Source organism: Ruegeria sp. HKCCD6426 (assembly GCF_057221115.1).
Window position 1 is genome coordinate 40,443 of record NZ_JBWVBF010000007.1, and the last position, 17,588, is coordinate 58,030.

The following is a 17,588-nucleotide window of genomic DNA, read 5'->3' on the forward strand; positions in this document are numbered from 1 at the left end:
GTTTCCAAGCCGGATCAGGCCTTGCAAGTGGACAAAATAAGAACAAATGTAGAGGCCTGACCCCGGAGCCAACCCATGCCCTACGCCCATTCCGACAAAACCCAGTTGACCGCCGATGACGTTCGCGCGCGCCTGAAGCTCGAGGGCGGCAAGCAGTTTATTATGCATACCGAGTTTGCACCCGCGGGTGACCAGCCGACGGCTATTAAGGAACTGACCGGCGGTGTCTTTGATGGAGAGCGTGATCAGGTGCTGCTGGGCGCGACAGGCACCGGCAAGACCTTCACCATGGCCAAGGTGATCGAGGAAACTCAGCGCCCCGCTATCATTCTTGCGCCCAACAAGACACTGGCGGCGCAATTGTATGGCGAGTTCAAAGGCTTCTTTCCTGAAAACTCGGTCGAATACTTCGTCTCCTACTACGACTATTACCAGCCCGAAGCCTATGTGGCCCGGTCGGACACCTACATCGAGAAAGAATCCCAGATCAACGAGCAGATCGACCGGATGCGCCACTCGGCCACGCGAGCGCTGTTGGAGCGGGACGATGTGATCATCGTGGCCTCCGTCAGTTGCATCTACGGGATCGGTTCGGTGGAAACCTACGGAGCGATGACGCAGGACCTGAAGGTTGGCAACGAATACGACCAGCGGCAGGTGATGGCCGATCTGGTGGCCCAGCAATACCGCCGCAACGATCAGGCGTTTCAGCGCGGCTCCTTCCGGGTGCGCGGCGATAGTCTGGAAATCTGGCCCGCCCACCTAGAAGACCGCGCGTGGAAGTTCTCGTTCTTCGGCGAGGAGTTGGAACAGATCACCGAATTCGACCCGCTGACTGGCGAACGCGCCGCCACGATGGAGCAAGTGCGCGTCTATGCAAATTCGCACTACGTGACGCCGAAACCCACAATGCAGCAGGCGATCATCGGCATAAAAAAGGAACTGCGCATACGGCTGGACCAACTGGTCGGCGAGGGTAAACTACTGGAAGCCCAACGCCTGGAACAGCGCACTAACTTCGATCTAGAAATGCTCGAGGCCACTGGAGTTTGTAACGGCATCGAGAATTACTCGCGTTATCTAACGGGCCGTGCGCCGGGTGAGCCGCCCCCTACCCTTTTCGAATTCATCCCCGACAATGCCATCGTTTTTGCTGATGAATCCCACGTGAGTGTCCCGCAGATCGGCGGCATGTACCGGGGCGACTATCGGCGCAAGTTCACGCTGGCCGAACACGGGTTCCGCTTGCCCTCTTGCATGGACAACCGGCCCCTGAAGTTCGAGGAATGGGACGCCATGCGCCCGCAATCCGTCTTTGTCTCGGCTACCCCGGCCAAGTGGGAGATCGAACAGACCGGCGGCGTCTTCACCGAACAGGTGATCCGCCCCACCGGCTTGCTGGACCCCGAAGTCGAAATCCGCCCCGTCTCGATGCAGGTGGATGATCTGCTGGACGAGGTACGCAAGGTTGCAGCCGACGGCTACCGCACGTTGGTGACCACCCTGACCAAACGTATGGCCGAGGATCTGACCGAATACCTGCATGAACAGGGCATCAAAGTGCGCTACATGCACTCGGACATCGACACGCTGGAACGGATCGAAATCCTGCGCGACCTGCGGCTGGGGGCCTTCGACGTGCTGATCGGCATCAACCTGCTGCGCGAGGGGCTCGACATCCCCGAATGCGGGCTGGTCGCCATTCTGGACGCGGATAAAGAGGGCTTCCTGAGATCAGAGACCTCGTTGATCCAGACTATCGGCCGCGCCGCGCGGAACGCTGATGGCCGGGTGATCATGTATGCCGACAAGGTGACCGGTTCCATGGAACGCGCGCTGAATGAAACCAACCGTCGCCGCGCCAAACAGCTTGCCTATAACGAGGAACACGGCATCACCCCCGAGACGGTGAAGAAGAATGTCGAGGACGTTCTGGCCGGTCTCTACGAAGGCGACGTCGACATGAACCGCGTCACCGCCACCATCGACAAACCGATGCACGGCGCCAACCTCGAGGCCCATCTGGACGGGTTGCGCGAGCAGATGCGCAAAGCCGCCGAGAACCTGGAATTCGAAGAGGCCGCCAATATCCGGGATGAGATCAAACGTCTGGAAGCGGTCGATCTGGCCGTCGCCGACGACCCCATGGCGCGGCAATGGGCGGTTGAGAAAGCCTCGGAAGACGCGGTGAAATCGCGCGGACGGTCAACGGCGGGCAGGCCGGGGCAGCGGGGTGGGAATGTGAAGCGGCGGAAAAGATAAATTACTGGATTCCCCTGTAGCAATTTCCGGGCTAGATAACCTACAGGAGGACGCTGATGCCGCTTGACCATGCGATACTAGGACAAGGTGTTTACACGCCTCGGGAGGCAGCGCGTTTGGTTGGAACCAACGTGCAGCAGGTTCTACGCTGGACTCGCGGCAGCGGACCACACCTGCCGCTTTGGAATGCGCATTATCAGTTTTTGGATGATGACATTACCGAGATTAGTTTTTTGGACTTGATTGAAGTCCGCGTTGTTGCGGCGATGCGAAACGCAAATGTATCCCTACAATCCATCAGGTTTGCGATTTCGTTTGCCCAAGACAAGTTTGGCATTGAGAGACCGCTTGCTTCCCAATCGTTCAAAACTGATGGCTCCGAAATTCTCATGGAGGCAATTGAAAACGACGGTGAATACGTAAGCCTTTCGAAAAAAGACCCGGTCAGAAGGTCTTTAAGGACATCATTTCACAATCCCTAAATGACTTGGAGTACGAGGGCGAGGTGGTAGCAAGGTGGCGACCGAGAAATCACACCGATGTAGTCTTGGACCCCACGCGCCATTTTGGTGATCCAATTTTAGATGAGTTCGGAATTTCGACGGGCACAATCTACACAGAATTTGGTGAGTTTAACGACACAAGTTATCTTTCAAAGATTTATGAAGTGCCGGAAAAACTTATCCGAAAGTGCATTAAGTTCGAGCGCAGTTTAGACGAGGCAAATGGTTAAAGTACTTTTTGACCATAACATGCCACCTTGCATTGCTCGGTCGCTTCATGAACTGATCAAAGTCGACAGTCATGAGGCCTTCGCACTGCGGGATGTTTTTCCGAAGAACATCTCTGATATTGATTATTTCAATAGGCTCGGCAGCGATTGGATCGTTGTTTCAAAAGACCTTCAAAATAGTAAAAAGAAAGCGGAAAGAGCTGCAATTTTGTGGCACTGGGATAAAATTCTCCTGCAAAGATCCACGGTAAAAAGCGGGCTGTTTCAATTGCCTGAGAACAGGTCGAAGTTTAAATCTTTGTAAAATTCGACTTTAGAGCGACCTACACTTCAACCTTGCAGCCCAGCGCTCTCTCCTCCACGTTTGAAATCACAAATTGTGATTCCAAACGGTTGCCATGACGAACCAAAAAAACCTCCCCTCCACGCATGAGGTCCAAAGCGCTATTCACCGGGTGCGCGGTACCCGCGTGGTGCTGGCCGAGGATCTGGCGCAGTTCTACGGGAAATCCGTCAGCGCCTTCAATCAGGCCGTCTCGCGCAACAAGGACCTGTTCGAGGATTACCGCTTTCAGCTGACCGATGCCGAAGTCGCCGATTTGCAATCACAGAATGTGATTCCAAAACCCAAGGGCCGCGGTGGGCGGCGGGTCAATCCGTGGGTCTATACCGATTACGGGGTGGCCATCGCCTCGGCCCTGTTCAAGGACCCGCGCGCGATCAGGATCACTCGGATGATCACCGAAGCCTTTGTCGACGGCGCAAATGCCTTGGCCGAGACCCCGCGCAACCTGCCGGAAATCCTGCCGCCCGAGGGCGCCCCCGCCTCTCTGCTGCCCAATGGGGATCAGCTGCGCGATCTGGCCGAAAACATCCTCGATTCCGGGCAGCAGAGCCTTGTCGACTACATTGCCAACCCCACCACCAAGCGTCAGCAGGCGGTGGCGGTGATCATGAAGACCCTCGCCGAAACCGCCGGAGAAGAAGTCCGCACCCAGCACGAACGCCTGCGCCTGAACATAGCCGAGCGCCTGGCGACCGGCAACTACACCGATGATGATGACCGGAAGCAATTGCTGGAGTTGCTGCACGCGATGAAGGGTTAAACCCCCAACTCTGCCCTTATCTTTTTGGTCAGCTTGGCCACGACCAGATCATACGATGTGATGATATGCTCGCGCAGTGAGGCATCGTTCATGCCGCGTTCATCATAGACCTGCAGCCATTTCATCCCGCGCGACGCCAGATAGGGCGCTGGGCGGATGCCGGGTTCGCCGCCCAGCACTTCAAAGGCCAGATCGGTGGCCTTGAAGGTGAAGGCGTCTTTCCCGTCGTTCCACCCACAGATCGCAAAGACTTTGCCGCCTACCTTCCACACATCCGCATTGCCCCACTGCACGACATGGCTGGTAGCCCTGAGGCCGGAACAGAAAGTATTGAATTCCTCTCGTGTCATTGAGCCACTCAATCCTTGTGTTTGCCGATAAGTATGCGTTCGCCGTCAAGACGCAATATCAATCGTTGCGGCACCGCCCTGCACAGTACCACGCAGAAACAGATCTTGTTGCTGCACTTGTGGGAACTGTTCGACCCAGTCTCTGAACCGGTCGTTGGTCACGATCTGCGCGTTCAGCTCCCGCGCATCCTTGATCACCATAGGATCTGCGGGCGTGCCCTTCGGCGCCACAAAAATATACCGCGACGAGTATTTCAATGCCGACGCAAGCCTGTCCGGGCCCATATATCTGTCACTGACCAAATAGCCGACATTTGCATCGAACCAGATAACTGGCGTCAACCCAAGTGACATCAGCTCTTTGATCACCACCCGCACCGCCCCCAGAGAAGGCGTGTCATTGTTCCAATACAACACGTTCGAGCCATCGACGACGACCCAATTAGGCCAGGGTCGCCGCCTGACTATTGCCCGCAGCAGCAGAGCGATCCCAACGCAAACACCCAATGCGGCGATAATCAGCGGGGGTGTGAGGATTGCGCCAAAGTTAAGAACTGACCAGACAACTACAGTCGTGGAAATCGACAGAAGAATAGAAGGAAATCGCATAAGCGCATTGCTACCAACTTCAGAGTGTTCCGCAAGGCCCTAGACACAATTCAGGCACAGCTTATCGACCGTGCCTCAGCCTTTATCCCAATGGGCAATCACGTCGAATCCAGCAGGTGTTGGCGGGCCTTCCATGAACTCTGCGAAATGCCCCCACAACTCGGCCACTTTGGGCGCATTCGCGTTCGAAGTCGCCTCGCTTTCGACGACCGAGATTACGTAACCAGTGCCGTCTTCGTTCATCACATTGGTAAAGCAGTGCATGCCGGGCATAGCCATGATCTGGTCTTTCAGTTCGTTCATCTTTGCCGTCGCCGCCTCACGCGTGCCTGGCTTCATCTTGAACTGAGTTACACGTGCAAACATGGTATTCCTCCCTCGTTGGGCACAAGCGCCCTGTGGCGGGCGGCGAAAGCGCGCCCACCAACCGGGTCATATCATAAAGCCCACTCAAGTTCAGAGATGTAGGTCACAGAGCAGCAAAGCACCCCAAATGCCGCCCTTCCCGAAAGACCGGTCAGGGTCGCACGAATTTTGCACTGCCGACGGTTCGGTTGGTAGTTGGCTGCGTGGGCACAACAGGAGCGCTCGAAACACCTTTCTTTACGAAAGCTCCGCAGGCCACACCATCGCCGTCCGGATCGTTGCGCGTGTGGTATCCCGCCTGACCCTCACGAAACGGGCCAAGACCTATGGCCTGCGCCGCGTCGCATCCAGCCAGCGCTACCAAATGAACTACGGCTTCGTGACGGTCGTAATCGGTGACCCTCAAAAAAACGCCAGTTGCGATAATCGCGGTCGTCACAGGCAGACAGAGCACCATAAACAAAATGCGAATAGGTGATAACGCCCTTCTGCGCAGCGCGTCCGCTCGCCGGTGCCGCCCTGCGGAGCGCTGGGTTGGAATCTGGCCGTCGTCTTCTGTAGTCTTGAACTTCATGCGCTTGGCGATACACCAACTATGTGGCAAAGCCGAGGCATCGGGATGACGCAACTCGAGGGCAAGCAGTGAAACGATCCGATCCATTTCAACCTGTAGACGACACGGCCCGCACCATCGCACGCGATCTGATTGCCAACGCCGAATATGCAGCGCTGGCAGTTTTGAGACCCGAAACCACGACGCCCTCGGTAACCCGGATTGCTCTGGCCACGGACGAGTTAAACCAACCTATTTCCCTGATTTCGACTCTGGCAGAACACACATGCGCCCTTCAAGCCGACCCGGCCTGTTCCTTGCTGGTCGGGGCACCCGGCGACAAAGGCGATCCGTTAACCCATCCGCGTTTGACCCTGCATTGCACCGCCAACATGGTCGAGCGCAATTCGCGAGATCATGCAGACTTGCGCTCGCGCTATTTGTCCATGCGGCCAAAGGCGCGGCTGTACATCGATTTCACCGATTTCGGCTTTGTCCGATTCGATGTCAGCGATGGCTTGCTCAACGGCGGTTTCGGCAAAGCCTGGCGACTGTCGCCTGGCGATTTCTGATCCGTTCCGGATCAGCGCACGACATGCACCGCGCATTTTGCATGACGTACAACATGGGTTGCCGTGGAGCCCAACAGCAAGTCCTGCATCCCCGGTCGGTGCGATGCCATGATTATCAGGTCCGGGTTGTTGGCCTCGGTCCAATCCAGAATTGTACGCCCTGAATGCCCCTCGACCACGAGCCCTATCGCGTTAGGGACCTGTGCTGCCAAACTGTCCAGCTCGGTCTGTATGGCCTTCCGAGCTTCGGACAGATACTCGACCGGCATATAGGAAATTGCATAGTCGGGGATATGCTCGACCACGTGCAGCAGAGTGACTTTCGCGTCCGGCGTGGCCAACAGCTGCGCAAGTTTCAGTGGTGCCGAGATGTCTCTCTCGGCATCAAATGATATTGGAACAAGGATGTTGTGGTACATGTTTTGCGCCTCCGTCATTACGAACCTAAACTGAACCGCAATGGGCTTGCTGGCCTTGATCTAGGTCAGGATTCTCCAAATGTTTCAGCGACATCGTACATGACGGGCTCAAAGCTTTTGCATAATTCATTAACCCTGCGATTACGCTCGCGCATCTCAGGGGTACGCAGCATGGCCAGAAAATCTTCACGCCGCTCCCACTGGGAATAATTCGCGATTCGGGTCTGTGCATCGTTAACGTGCAGTCCTGCCGCAATGAAACCCGGTTGCTTTGAAATGAAAGACGCGTACGCGTCGGTCAGCGCTTCCAACAGGTCCTGACAAGTACCCGGGGTCATCTCGAATGTTGTTATGACGGTCTGACTGCTGCTGTTTTTCGAAATGTGAGGCATCTGGCTTCTCCTTTTACTTAACCAAGCCTAACACAGCTTTTGAAAACGCAACCCGTTTCATTGCAAAAGTCTGATGCAAAGGCACAATTTCGTTCCAGAAACGAGGAATAAACTAACCATCCGTTAACCATGCTAGCCGATGCTGCCCGCATGAGATGCCTGATTGTGACACTGCTGATGTGCCTACTGAGCGCACCTGCTTGGCCCGGCGCCTGGCTACGAGAGGATGGTAAGGTGTTCACGGCTGCTTCCGTCACAGCCTTTCAAGAAGCCGACGAAGCAATAAAATACAAGGCATCGCTATACGCCGAATGGGGAATTCGACCTCGGCTCACGCTTGGGCTGGATGCGGAAGAGCATCAAGACCTTTTTGGGCACGCCCTGGTGTTTGCGCGGTTCCCCATCGCGGAATTCGGCACGCCAGGTCATCTCGCGGCCGAATTCGGGGTGGGTGCACACCATCAGGGGTATCGTACCTGGGCGATGTACAAGGCAACCTTGTCCTATGGCAGAGGAATTCAAACCGGCTGGGGCGGCGGCTGGATTGCAATCGACACGGCGCTGGAATACCGCACGCACGAAGCGTTGATCCGCAAGCTTGATCTGACAGTGGGATTAACCTCGAAACGAAGGTTTGATCCGCTGGTCCAGATAGAAACATCCTATACTCCGGGCCGTCCCCTTTACTGGAGCACGCGCCCTTCTGTCATGTACCGCCCAAAATCTGGCAAAACGACGTGGATTCTGGGGGTTGAACGCAACGAAGCGCACGATGACCTGGGCATCAAGCTTGCACTGTGGAGCATGTATTAGCGCACCGGCCACCCAATGACGACCGGCGCCTGGTTTTATCAGTTTTCGACGCGCATGGTGGCCCAAACCGTGCCTTTCAGTGACTCGGGCCACCGTAGCCGTATAGCGTCCTGATTAGAGCCCTGCTTCACCTCGACATATGACGCCGTGTACCGAGTAGTGTTCAACACAGTCTTCAGTGGGCCGAGAGGAACCACCGCGTCACATGCACGTGCCCTGCCGCCGAATGGCAATCGCCCTTGAGAACTGATTGTCCAGGCGGACGACGTCGAGTTTTGTGAGTGGCGGATTCTCAGCGGGTTTGCAGTATGCTTCGTTATCCCATGAAACGTGTTGTTTTCGAAAGTTACATTGAAGAACCGCTCGGGGTTGAGGCCCGCAAAGGAAGTATCCACCCGTTCAGCCCGGTCGATATTGCCTGCATTTGTACGGAACTTGTTCCCTGTCACTGTCAACCCGTTCAGGAAATGCCCGGTTCCGTATGGGCGGATAACGAAATAGCTGAACCAAGGGGCGACGTTGCTGGAATAAAAGATATTGTCCGTGACGCTCATTGCGCTGAAAGAGTACCCGGAAGTGAAATTGGGTTTGGGGTCACGCTCGTTAGTCCATTGTATGAAACAGTTATCCACGTAATTCTCGGCTATGGACGAACTGTTGTATCCACCGATCATCACCAAACCCGCGTTGCGCACACCGTTGGGAACGCTGTCACCCTGGAAGAAGTGATTGCCTAACACAAGATTGTTGTCACCGCCCAGAACGGCGAAGTGATGGAACCGGGAGGCACGGTTGTGGCGCAGCTTGACGTCATTGGCATTGGAATTGAGCGCAATTGAACGCCGCGCCGAAACATTCAGGCTTTCTTCTGCCGACAGAAACTGACAACCGTCGATCAACATCCCCTGACAACCAGCACCAGTTGAGGTAATCCCGCGATCCCTTGGGCGGCTAACAAAGCAGTTCTTCAGAACGAAGGTATTGCCCCCTGGGGACAAGCGGATTGCGCTGCAACGGCTGTTGCACTGGAACTCGATGTCTTCCATGTTGAACTTCTGCAACGCGCTGAAACCGCTGAAATCCAGCAGATATTTGAAGGAAGTAAACGTGAAGTTCTGAGTTCCCGCTGCGTCATAAATCGGGGCGTTCAACGTTATCTCTCCGGAAACGTCGTTTTTGTACCGCACATAAATTTCGCGCCCGACGCCGCTGCCTGTAATCAGCGAGCCGACAGGAATGTTCACGACATTTGCGACATTCGAAAGCTTGTATGGGGTGTTGGGGTTGTACGTCGCGACCGAGGTGAAAGTTTCGGTATCCCAGGCCGAACTGCTTTTGACATCGAACTGTCCGTTGCGCACCACCCGGCGTGTGGAATAGCCCGTGCGGTTGGGCACAGCGGCTTGCATGTCGATTGGCGCGCTGACCGATATTTTGCGGCCGCACATGTCCAGCGATTCATGGTCCGAATTGTTCAGCAGCGCCTGAAACGCCTTTTTGAATGCCAGAGTTTCGTCCCCAAAAGCGTTTATATAGGTAGGCAGATCAAAGCTCTTGGTCAGCAACAGCATCTTGTCGTCAGGCATTGTGACCGTGCCGTCGAATTCAATCTCCGATCCGATGCTGGTGTTCTGGTTCAGTAGAAAACTACCCTGCGGTACATAAACCCGACGACCATTCGCGGCCTGATCCGCAGCTTCAAACGCTGCTGTGTCATCTGCAACACCGTCACCAACCGCACCGAAATCCCGTACATCGACTACTCCTATCATGTCGCGCAGGAAAACCGATGTAATGTCAGTGACAACGATATCGTCGATCCGCACGACGGCGCCGTTAGTGCCCTCGATGTCGATCCCGAAGTGACCAAAAATGGCGGACGGTCCCCACGACATGTCAACGCCAGCCCGACGACCGGTGCCAATAATGGCTGAAATCTCGTGCACCGTTCCATAGCCAGAAAGCTGTGTCACCGGTCCTTGTTCGACCACCCCGGAGACATGCACGTCGCCCGCGCCCCCAGCCCACCCAGCAATTCGGACAGACGGAAGCGGGCCGCTGATCGCCTTGACCCGAGCCTTGACCTGAATGTAGCAGCCGGGCAGCAAAACTGTTTGACCCATAAAGCGCAGCTGCTGGGTGGGGCTGGACTTAAAAACCTCGAGACACCCTCCGAAATCCGCGTCCGCAGGCACAAACACGCCGGTGCCCGACCCGTCATATGTCGGAGAACCTGGCGTCCCGTCGCCACTAGACCAGACGCCCAGACCATCTGCGAAAGCAGGCGGCATAAACACGATACCGTCGGTGATTGCCTTGTTCATTGATATCCCTTTCCCAATCGCGCCCGCTACGCGCGTCAAAACCCAAGGCCCGGGCAATTCCCGAGCGCGAAAGTTTGAATACCGAAAAGGGATTAACCGCTGCTCATACCTCCGTTACGGTGGTGTTGCCTCAGGCGGCGGGGTCCGAATTCCCAAGTACTTGCACACCGTTGATCTTCCAGCCGCCGCCTTGCCGCACCATTTGGTAGTCCAGAATATGCACCCGGCCACCACCATCGGTGATCATGATCTTTTGCCACAATGCTCCGGCAACCTCGCGTAATTCCAGAAAACGCACATCGCTGGGTCGCCAAACCATAGGATACCCATTTCGCACCATATCTCCAAAATTCTCGGGGTTCTGGAACAGACGCTGAATGTTGGGGCTGGCGAAGGTAAAGGCGGTCGCAAAATCATCCGCTTTAAAGGCTTGTATCTGCGCCGCGATGCTGGCCTCAATCTCGGCGTTCTGGGCAAACGCCCCCGAGGCCAATCCGATGCTCACGGACACTGCAAGTAAAAAACGACGCATGGGGCCACCTCCTGAAGGAAGAGTAGCCCCATGCGTAATCAGGTCAAATCAGGCCAGTTCCCCGGCCAAAGCCTTGTCAATCAGCGAAATGGTTTCGGACACGCCATATAGCGCGATGAACCCGCCAAACCGAGGCCCCTGGGATGCGCCCAACAGTACTTCGTAGAGCGCTGTGAACCAGCCGCGCATCGGGTCAAATCGCTCGCGCCCTATGGAATATACCACAGATTGCAGTGCCTCGTCTTCGATCGGCCCGTCATAGGTTTCCAACGCAGCTTTCAGCGCTTCCAATGCTTCACGTTCCTGGTCCGTCGGTGCGCGATGCTTGCGGGTCGGTTTGACGAAATCGTTGAAGTAACGCACTGCAAATCCAGCCGCCTGATCCAGGTCGGGGTGACTTTCCGCGGTAGCCTCCGGTGCATAACGGCGGATGAAACCCCATAGCGCCTCTTTGTCTTCCGCGCCCGAAACAGATGCTAGGTTCAGTAGCATCGCAAATGGCACGATCAGTGTTGATTCCGGAACGTTTCCGCCATGAATATGCCAAACCGGGTTATTCAACTGCGCCTTCAACTCCTGCCCCGGGTAGGCCCTCAGTTGCTGATGATATTCGTCGTACGCCTTCGGGATCACATCAAAATGCATCCGCTTGGCCGTCTTTGGCTTCTGATACATGAAGTATGCCAGACTCTCGGTCGGCGCATAGGTCAGCCACTCGTCAATTGATACGCCATTACCGGACGATTTCGAAATCTTCTGACCATTCTCATCCAGGAACAACTCGTACGAGAAATGTTCCGGCGCGCGACCGCCCAGAGCCCGGCAGATCGAGTCATAGATTTTTTCGTTCGTGGCGTGCTCTTTGCCGTACATCTCGAAATCGACACCCAGTGCCGCCCAGCGCGCGCCGAAGTCCGGCTTCCATTGCAGCTTCACGTTGCCGCCGGTGACGGGAACGGTCCATTCTTTGCCCGTCTCGTCGTCGAATGTGACAGTGTAGGTCTCGGCGCAGACCTTTTTCATTGGCACATACATGACCCGCCTACTTTCGGGGTGCAGCGGCAGGAAGATCGAATAAGTCTGCTGACGCTCCTCACGCAGGCTTTTCAGCATGATCGCCATGATCTCGTCATAGCGCTCAACCGCGCGCTTGAGGACCTCATCAAACTGCCCGGACTCGTAGAATTCCTTAGCCGAGTAGAACTCATACTCGAACCCAAAGGTATCGAGGAACCGACGCAGCATCGCGTTGTTATGCGCGCCAAAGCTGTCATATTCGCCAAACGGATCCGGCACCGAAGTCAGCGGGCGCTGCAAATGTTGTTCCAGAATCTCCGGGTTTGGAACATTGCTGGGCACTTTGCGCATCCCGTCCAGATCGTCCGAGAAACAAATCAGCTTGGTCGGAATATCAGACAACAACTCGAACGCGCGTTTGACCATCGTGGTCCGCGCGACTTCGCCAAATGTTCCGATATGCGGCAGGCCGGAAGGACCGTATCCGGTCTCGAACAACACATATCCCTTCTCCGGAGCGCCTTTTTGGTAGCGTTTGAGCAACCGGCGCGCCTCTTCAAAAGGCCAGGCCTTGGACGACATCGCGGTTTCACGCAGTTCAGACATTTGATTTGATCTCCATCGGGGGAACAGTGCCAGCTACCCCATGCAACCGACCCGGCTTCTCCTATTGTGCTCATGCAGCATGAGTCAATAAAGCACGGCTCTTTTCGCCACATGTCTACCACTATTTCCGTGACAGTGGACTTGTCTTGCCCATTTCTAAATGTGTTTTACGGTGGTCGGCGTCTGTACATCATGGATGGGGCAAAGACATGTTGGGACTAGATCTGCTGGTCAACGCTGCGAACGTTTTTTATCTGTTGTCTTACTCTGTAAAAGACATTCTTTGGCTACGTATCTTGTCGATAGTCGGCGCAGTTATCCTGTTGCCCTATTACTATCTCCAAAGCACGCCGCTATGGGCACCGATTGGATGGAACCTGTTTTTCATGGCAATTAATATATACTGGGTTGCCCGCCTTTTGTTGGAACGCCGCCCTCCGCCGTTTACCGAAGAAGAACGACGACTGTACGAACTGGCCCTCCGAAATTTTAGTGAACCGGAGGCCTTCAAGCTTCTTCGGATGGGTGTCAGCAAATCGGTTCCAACGGGAACTACGCTGCTCCAACAAGGTGAAAACGTTCGCAACCTTTCGCTCATTGCCGACGGCGAAGTCAGCGTCGAAATGAACGGCACTCCAATGGACACACTTGGCGAGGGTCGCTTTCTCGGAGGCACCGCCTTGCTGAGCAATGACGAACACTTCACTGCACCTGTCACGGTACGCACCAAAAAGCCATCACGCATCATTGTTTGGAACCTGCCAGATTTAAATGCTGAATTTGCACAGAATTCCGAACTGCAAATTGCAATAGAATCCCGTCTTGGGCTGGAAGTCTCACGTTTCTTGCAGACCGCAAGAGCGCAGTTGCTTTGAACCTGCCTAGATAGATCAGAACGCGAATTTTAGATAGATTGGGACACTGTTGCCGGTCAGCCCTGTCATTTTAACGGTATTGGCAAGTGGCAAGTGAGACCCGTGTGCGCACCAACCAAGTCGACTCTGCCTCCGGTGCAAACAAGGTGTTGAACCTGCTCCCGGCCCCTCATATCGTGCGCGACGAGTTATACCCAAGCAGGACGAACCCATGACCGAGCAAGTTCCCCACCCAATGTCCCCGCAAGATTGCCTTGTGGCAATCATGGTTGCGGTCTCGGCATCGGACGAAACCATTCGCACTGCCGAGTTGGTTAAGATCGAAACTGCCGTGAACATGCTGCCGGTTTTTGCTGAATATGACATCGACCGCACCCGCCGCGTTTCACAGATCGTTTTTGATCTGTTCGAACAGGAAGATGGTCTGGATGCGCTTTTCGGCTTGATCCGTAACAACCTGCCCGAACGACTGCACGAAACCGCGTATGCGCTGGCCTGTGACGTGGCAGCTGCTGACGGATCATTGGCCGAGACTGAACTGCGTCTGCTGGAAGAGATCCGGTACGAGCTGAATATCGATCGCCTGCATGCCGCGGCCATCGAACGCGGGGCTCGTGCCCGTCATACTGTCTGACTTTGGTTTCAACTGCCGTACAGCGCGCCCCACCGTTCAATGAGGGCTCGCTGCAATTTGCGAGATCTTCTGTTCCAGCTACGGGCGCCTTCTGGGCGCTCGCGAAATGCGCGCGGAATTGTGGCGCGGTGATCTACATCGGCTGAAAAGATGGCAAAGGCCAATTCGGCACCTTCCGCCGTTGTCAGAAAGCCGCCAAGCCCCGATACAAAATTCAGCGTTCCCGTTTTGGCGTCGACAGTGATCGGGTGATTTTTGACCGGTCTTCCATTTCGGTCGGTCAGAGCAAATGGCTTAAGTAAAGGTCGCAAAACCTCGGAGTTACGCGCCGCGACCAATACAGCCACCAGATCACCCGGCGCCATGCGTGACGTGTCCCCAAGACCGGAATGATCGACCATTGCGATCCCGCCCACGCCGAAGACCTCGGAAGCCCATTGGTTCATTTCAGCCGCCGAATCCGCAAGGCTTTGCAAGTTGGCGCCGCGTGCTTTCGACGCCGCCATCCCGACCATTTCCGCCGTGACATTGGTCGAATACTTCAGCATCCCGCGCATAATGCTATCCAGCGGGTCGCTTTGGTGCACCACCAGAACTGTTCCCTGCGGCGCTTCACGCGTGACTTGTACGCGGCCCAACACGATTCCGTTCGCTCGTGCCAGCGTCCGGAAAACGTCGCCCGTATACAGCGCTGGCTTGCGTACCGGCAGCCAACGCGCGCCGCCATTGCCCAACGCACCTTTGGCCACGGTCCAACGATCCTGCCGTGCGCTGGGTTGATATGTGTAGATTGGAAGACTGCGACTTTCGACCTTCATCGACGCCATGTCGACCGAAGGTCTGTAATGCTGACTGCGCGCATCCATTGAAACGCCATAGCTAGCGCCTTCGCGCTTCCACTCGAAATGCACACGATTGAAATTCAACGAAATGCCACTGATAGCCGGGCTATACCCAAGATGGTCGGGCTGGCCAGGGTCGATACTGAATACATATGGCAAAGCCCCGTCATAGACCTTGAAGGCTCCTCTAACCTCGGTAATTCCAGCCTTGCGCAGATTTGCGGCCATAGCGGCTAGGGCGTCCGTATCCAACAATGGATCACCGCCACCGACAAGGATCAGATCTCCTTTGAGGATTCCGTTCTCGATCACCCCATCTGCCACCAGCTTAGTCTCTAACCGATAATCCGATCCCAAAACATCCAACGCATAAAGCGCAGTCAGCGCCTTTGCGACACTCGCCGGCGGTAAGCCTCGGTCTCCTCCGAATGCCTCCAATTGAGAACCTGTCTTGACGTCAGCAACGGCGAATACGACTTCGCCTCGCAACCCGGCAGACTGAACAAGACGCTCCGCCCCTGTTAGCTGTACGCCCCGCACCTGAGGACGCAATGACACCAATGGCGCTTCGGCCAGAGCGGAGGCCGGAAGCAGAGACGCCCCTAACCCACCAAGAAATGCACGACGCGAAAAACGATCAACCATGGTCAATTAAAATCCCAGAGATCTCCGCCAAACAACCATCGATTACGATAATGAGCCCAGGGGGGCTATTCAGGCAACACTCCGGTCGTCCATTCGCCCCGCGTACGGATTTCAGTCGAGCTGACATCGACCATCGGCACATTTACGAAACACCAGGCCGGTGCCGCCGCCCGCCCCAATAAACGCCGCGCCTGCCCGTCGATCCGGTACTTGGCATAAACCCGCGCTGCGGGAGACATCCGGGCCGAGATCCGGTCCCCTGGCCGCGCCACCACGCCTACCGGCACATTGTCCATGATCAACCGCCAATCTTTCCATTTATGGAACTGCGCCAGATTATCCGCGCCCATCAGCCAGACAAATTTGACCTCCGGATACAATCGCTGCAGCGCAGCCAGCGTATCAGCCGTCGCTCGCGTACCCGTTTTTGCCTCGATGTCCGTCACTTCAACCCGTGGGTGCCGCATCACATCTCGCGCAACATCCATTCGCTGCGCCAGCGGAGCAGGCCCTCTCACTTTCAACGGATTGCCCGGAGATACCAGCCACCAGACCCGATCCAGCCCGAAAGCCTTCATCGCTTCTAGCGTGACATGCACATGTCCCTGATGCGGCGGATCAAAAGACCCACCGAACAGCCCCACGACCTGTCCCGGCCGCGCATATGGAACAGCACTTCGCAACATCCCTTGCTGATGTTCAGAACTCAGGGGTGTTGTCAATCAACAGGTTGCACCGCGTCGCCCAGCCGAACCCGCCCGGGCCGCACCACCTCGGCGCACCAGCCGCCATGTCCGCGCACGGCGGAGTAGCCCCCCTTACCCAGCGCCTCCTCCATCCGGCTGCAGGGCGCGCAGATCACGGTAAAGCGCAATATGGCCTCGCCCACCTGCACCTCACGCCCCTTGAGCGCCGCCAGATTGATCCCCGAAACCACCAGATTGCGCCGCAGGACTTCCGGTGCCACCGAGCCCTGCCCCAGATACGAGCCTATGGCCGCCAGATGTTCCTGCTGAATCAGAGTCACCGCTCGCTTGCCTGCCCTGCTGCGATCACCAGAAAGCCCGCCGGCGGAGATCATGGCAGCATCCACAATCTCCATCTCAACCCGCCGGTCAGGGCGCAGACCAACCCATTCAACCCTCCCCGGCTGCGTCCAGCCGCCGATAAGATCGGAAATCATCATGTTCTGATTTCACTCAATTCCGCGTCACAGGAAAGCCCGTACCGGCGGTCGGTTCCGAAGTGCTCCCGCCTATGACAATTAGGGCAAAGCGCTATCATGTTGAAAATCTCATCGGCACCGCCTTCGGAAAGCCAGACCTTGTGGTGAACCTCAAGAAACCACTCCCCCAACGCATTCCTGAACGTCCGCTCGCCGCAACATTCACACCGCCCCGCAGCTCTGGATCGGACCCCTTTGACAAAATCAGAATTCCGAACAAACCTGTTGCTGCTCACCAACTTGCGCCCTGGTTGCGCCCCGGCGCTGATCGCCAACCCGTTTTCTTCATTTTCACCGTCTGCCGTGATCACAATGTGTGGGTCGGACAGCTCATTCGGGTCGAAACCGCGCACGCCGAGAATTCGAGATTTGTTTGTCGCAAACTTGACGATTTCAAATCCCAAACGGCTCAAATCGGGTTCATATGTCTGCGTGACCCATTCGCGCGGCTTTGTCGCGACAGGCACACCTGACATTGCCCGGTTCACGACGATCTTCAGATCCCAAAGCGTATGGTCAACCGGACATAAGACGTAGGTGTTTTGCGAAGGTGCCCGTCCAGTTGGCAAATAACTCAGTGATTTCGTCCAATCTATGGCGTCCTGAATGTGCCGCCGTCTAATTCCCATCTTGTCAAATGACATCTGCTGATTGCTCCTCAATCTCTTCCAATATATTACCGCCATTAAACTTGGATTCCATCGGAGCAGATC

Annotated in this window: 21 protein-coding genes; 8 read left to right on the top strand and 13 right to left on the bottom strand. The window is 55.9% G+C overall.

Annotated elements, in window-relative coordinates; genetic code table 11:
• Nucleotides 1-75: 75 nt before the first annotated feature.
• From uvrB to AC2TDA_RS18250, 4 genes are all read left to right on the top strand, one after another.
• Nucleotides 76-2,262: an excinuclease ABC subunit UvrB gene (uvrB, locus tag AC2TDA_RS18235; RefSeq protein ID WP_480880161.1), complete on the top strand. Its 2,187-nt coding sequence runs from the start codon at nucleotides 76-78 to the stop codon at nucleotides 2,260-2,262.
• 56 nt (nucleotides 2,263-2,318) lie between these two features.
• Entirely contained in the window at nucleotides 2,319-2,744 is a 426-nt protein-coding gene (locus tag AC2TDA_RS18240) for a hypothetical protein (RefSeq protein WP_480880162.1), read from the top strand.
• 243 nt (nucleotides 2,745-2,987) lie between these two features.
• Nucleotides 2,988-3,299, top strand: a complete 312-nt coding sequence (locus tag AC2TDA_RS18245) for a PIN-like domain-containing protein (protein WP_480880163.1) — start codon at nucleotides 2,988-2,990, stop codon at nucleotides 3,297-3,299.
• Nucleotides 3,300-3,393: 94 nt separating this feature from the next.
• Nucleotides 3,394-4,101, top strand: coding sequence for an ORF6N domain-containing protein (locus tag AC2TDA_RS18250; RefSeq protein WP_480880164.1), 708 nt, complete (start codon nucleotides 3,394-3,396; stop codon nucleotides 4,099-4,101).
• Here the strand turns inward: AC2TDA_RS18250 and AC2TDA_RS18255 are convergent.
• The 4 genes from AC2TDA_RS18255 to AC2TDA_RS18270 form a co-directional block, all read right to left on the bottom strand.
• On the bottom strand, nucleotides 4,098-4,451 hold the full coding sequence (locus AC2TDA_RS18255) for an MmcQ/YjbR family DNA-binding protein (RefSeq protein ID WP_480880165.1): 354 nt from the start codon (nucleotides 4,449-4,451) through the stop codon (nucleotides 4,098-4,100). The two genes, AC2TDA_RS18250 and AC2TDA_RS18255, sit on opposite strands and share 4 nt — an antisense overlap.
• Before the next feature lie 45 nt (nucleotides 4,452-4,496).
• On the bottom strand, nucleotides 4,497-5,060 hold the full coding sequence (locus AC2TDA_RS18260; RefSeq protein ID WP_480880166.1) for an NYN domain-containing protein: 564 nt from the start codon (nucleotides 5,058-5,060) through the stop codon (nucleotides 4,497-4,499).
• Between the two features lie 75 nt (nucleotides 5,061-5,135).
• Nucleotides 5,136-5,426, bottom strand: a complete 291-nt coding sequence (locus AC2TDA_RS18265) for a hypothetical protein (protein ID WP_480849016.1) — start codon at nucleotides 5,424-5,426, stop codon at nucleotides 5,136-5,138.
• A gap of 151 nt (nucleotides 5,427-5,577) precedes the next feature.
• Nucleotides 5,578-6,087 (bottom strand): excalibur calcium-binding domain-containing protein, encoded by a 510-nt coding sequence (locus tag AC2TDA_RS18270; protein ID WP_480880167.1) that lies wholly within the window; start codon nucleotides 6,085-6,087, stop codon nucleotides 5,578-5,580.
• On the opposite strand from AC2TDA_RS18270, the gene AC2TDA_RS18275 reads away from it, so the two are divergent.
• Nucleotides 6,069-6,551 (top strand): HugZ family pyridoxamine 5'-phosphate oxidase, encoded by a 483-nt coding sequence (locus AC2TDA_RS18275; protein ID WP_480849013.1) that lies wholly within the window; start codon nucleotides 6,069-6,071, stop codon nucleotides 6,549-6,551. The two genes, AC2TDA_RS18270 and AC2TDA_RS18275, sit on opposite strands and share 19 nt — an antisense overlap.
• An 11-nt stretch (nucleotides 6,552-6,562) precedes the next feature.
• Here the strand turns inward: AC2TDA_RS18275 and AC2TDA_RS18280 are convergent, their stop codons facing one another.
• Both AC2TDA_RS18280 and AC2TDA_RS18285 read right to left on the bottom strand, forming a co-directional pair.
• Nucleotides 6,563-6,970: a universal stress protein gene (locus AC2TDA_RS18280; RefSeq protein WP_480849011.1), complete on the bottom strand. Its 408-nt coding sequence runs from the start codon at nucleotides 6,968-6,970 to the stop codon at nucleotides 6,563-6,565.
• Between the two features lie 65 nt (nucleotides 6,971-7,035).
• Nucleotides 7,036-7,362, bottom strand: coding sequence for an antibiotic biosynthesis monooxygenase family protein (locus tag AC2TDA_RS18285; RefSeq protein WP_480849010.1), 327 nt, complete (start codon nucleotides 7,360-7,362; stop codon nucleotides 7,036-7,038).
• 150 nt (nucleotides 7,363-7,512) lie between these two features.
• Between AC2TDA_RS18285 and AC2TDA_RS18290 the strand changes: the two genes are divergently transcribed.
• A complete protein-coding gene (locus AC2TDA_RS18290) occupies nucleotides 7,513-8,175 on the top strand; it encodes a hypothetical protein (protein ID WP_480880169.1) in 663 nt (220 codons plus the stop codon).
• 38 nt (nucleotides 8,176-8,213) lie between these two features.
• On the opposite strand, the gene AC2TDA_RS18295 is transcribed toward AC2TDA_RS18290, so the two are convergent.
• From AC2TDA_RS18295 to AC2TDA_RS18305, 3 genes are all read right to left on the bottom strand, one after another.
• Nucleotides 8,214-10,499: a glycosyl hydrolase family 28-related protein gene (locus tag AC2TDA_RS18295; protein ID WP_480880171.1), complete on the bottom strand. Its 2,286-nt coding sequence runs from the start codon at nucleotides 10,497-10,499 to the stop codon at nucleotides 8,214-8,216.
• Nucleotides 10,500-10,629: 130 nt separating this feature from the next.
• Entirely contained in the window at nucleotides 10,630-11,031 is a 402-nt protein-coding gene (locus AC2TDA_RS18300) for a DUF4864 domain-containing protein (protein ID WP_480880173.1), read from the bottom strand.
• 48 nt (nucleotides 11,032-11,079) lie between these two features.
• A complete protein-coding gene (locus AC2TDA_RS18305) occupies nucleotides 11,080-12,654 on the bottom strand; it encodes a lysine--tRNA ligase (protein WP_480880174.1) in 1,575 nt (524 codons plus the stop codon).
• Nucleotides 12,655-12,863: 209 nt separating this feature from the next.
• On the opposite strand from AC2TDA_RS18305, the gene AC2TDA_RS18310 reads away from it, so the two are divergent.
• Nucleotides 12,864-13,529, top strand: coding sequence for a cyclic nucleotide-binding domain-containing protein (locus AC2TDA_RS18310; protein WP_480880176.1), 666 nt, complete (start codon nucleotides 12,864-12,866; stop codon nucleotides 13,527-13,529).
• A 211-nt stretch (nucleotides 13,530-13,740) separates the two neighbouring features.
• Nucleotides 13,741-14,163: a tellurite resistance TerB family protein gene (locus AC2TDA_RS18315; protein WP_480849001.1), complete on the top strand. Its 423-nt coding sequence runs from the start codon at nucleotides 13,741-13,743 to the stop codon at nucleotides 14,161-14,163.
• An 8-nt stretch (nucleotides 14,164-14,171) separates the two neighbouring features.
• On the opposite strand, the gene dacB is transcribed toward AC2TDA_RS18315, so the two are convergent.
• The 4 genes from dacB to AC2TDA_RS18335 all read right to left on the bottom strand — a co-directional run bounded on the left by dacB (nucleotide 14,172) and on the right by AC2TDA_RS18335 (nucleotide 17,519).
• A complete protein-coding gene (dacB, locus tag AC2TDA_RS18320) occupies nucleotides 14,172-15,650 on the bottom strand; it encodes a D-alanyl-D-alanine carboxypeptidase/D-alanyl-D-alanine endopeptidase (RefSeq protein ID WP_480880179.1) in 1,479 nt (492 codons plus the stop codon).
• Between the two features lie 65 nt (nucleotides 15,651-15,715).
• Nucleotides 15,716-16,336, bottom strand: coding sequence for a nicotinate-nucleotide adenylyltransferase (locus tag AC2TDA_RS18325; RefSeq protein WP_480880180.1), 621 nt, complete (start codon nucleotides 16,334-16,336; stop codon nucleotides 15,716-15,718).
• 32 nt (nucleotides 16,337-16,368) lie between these two features.
• Nucleotides 16,369-16,836 carry an MOSC domain-containing protein gene (locus tag AC2TDA_RS18330; protein WP_480880181.1) on the bottom strand — a complete coding sequence of 156 codons (468 nt, stop codon included), beginning with the start codon at nucleotides 16,834-16,836 and terminating at the stop codon, nucleotides 16,369-16,371.
• Nucleotides 16,833-17,519, bottom strand: coding sequence for an HNH endonuclease (locus AC2TDA_RS18335; RefSeq protein ID WP_480880182.1), 687 nt, complete (start codon nucleotides 17,517-17,519; stop codon nucleotides 16,833-16,835). Before AC2TDA_RS18335 ends, AC2TDA_RS18330 begins: the two co-directional genes overlap by 4 nt.
• Nucleotides 17,520-17,588 lie beyond the last annotated feature (69 nt).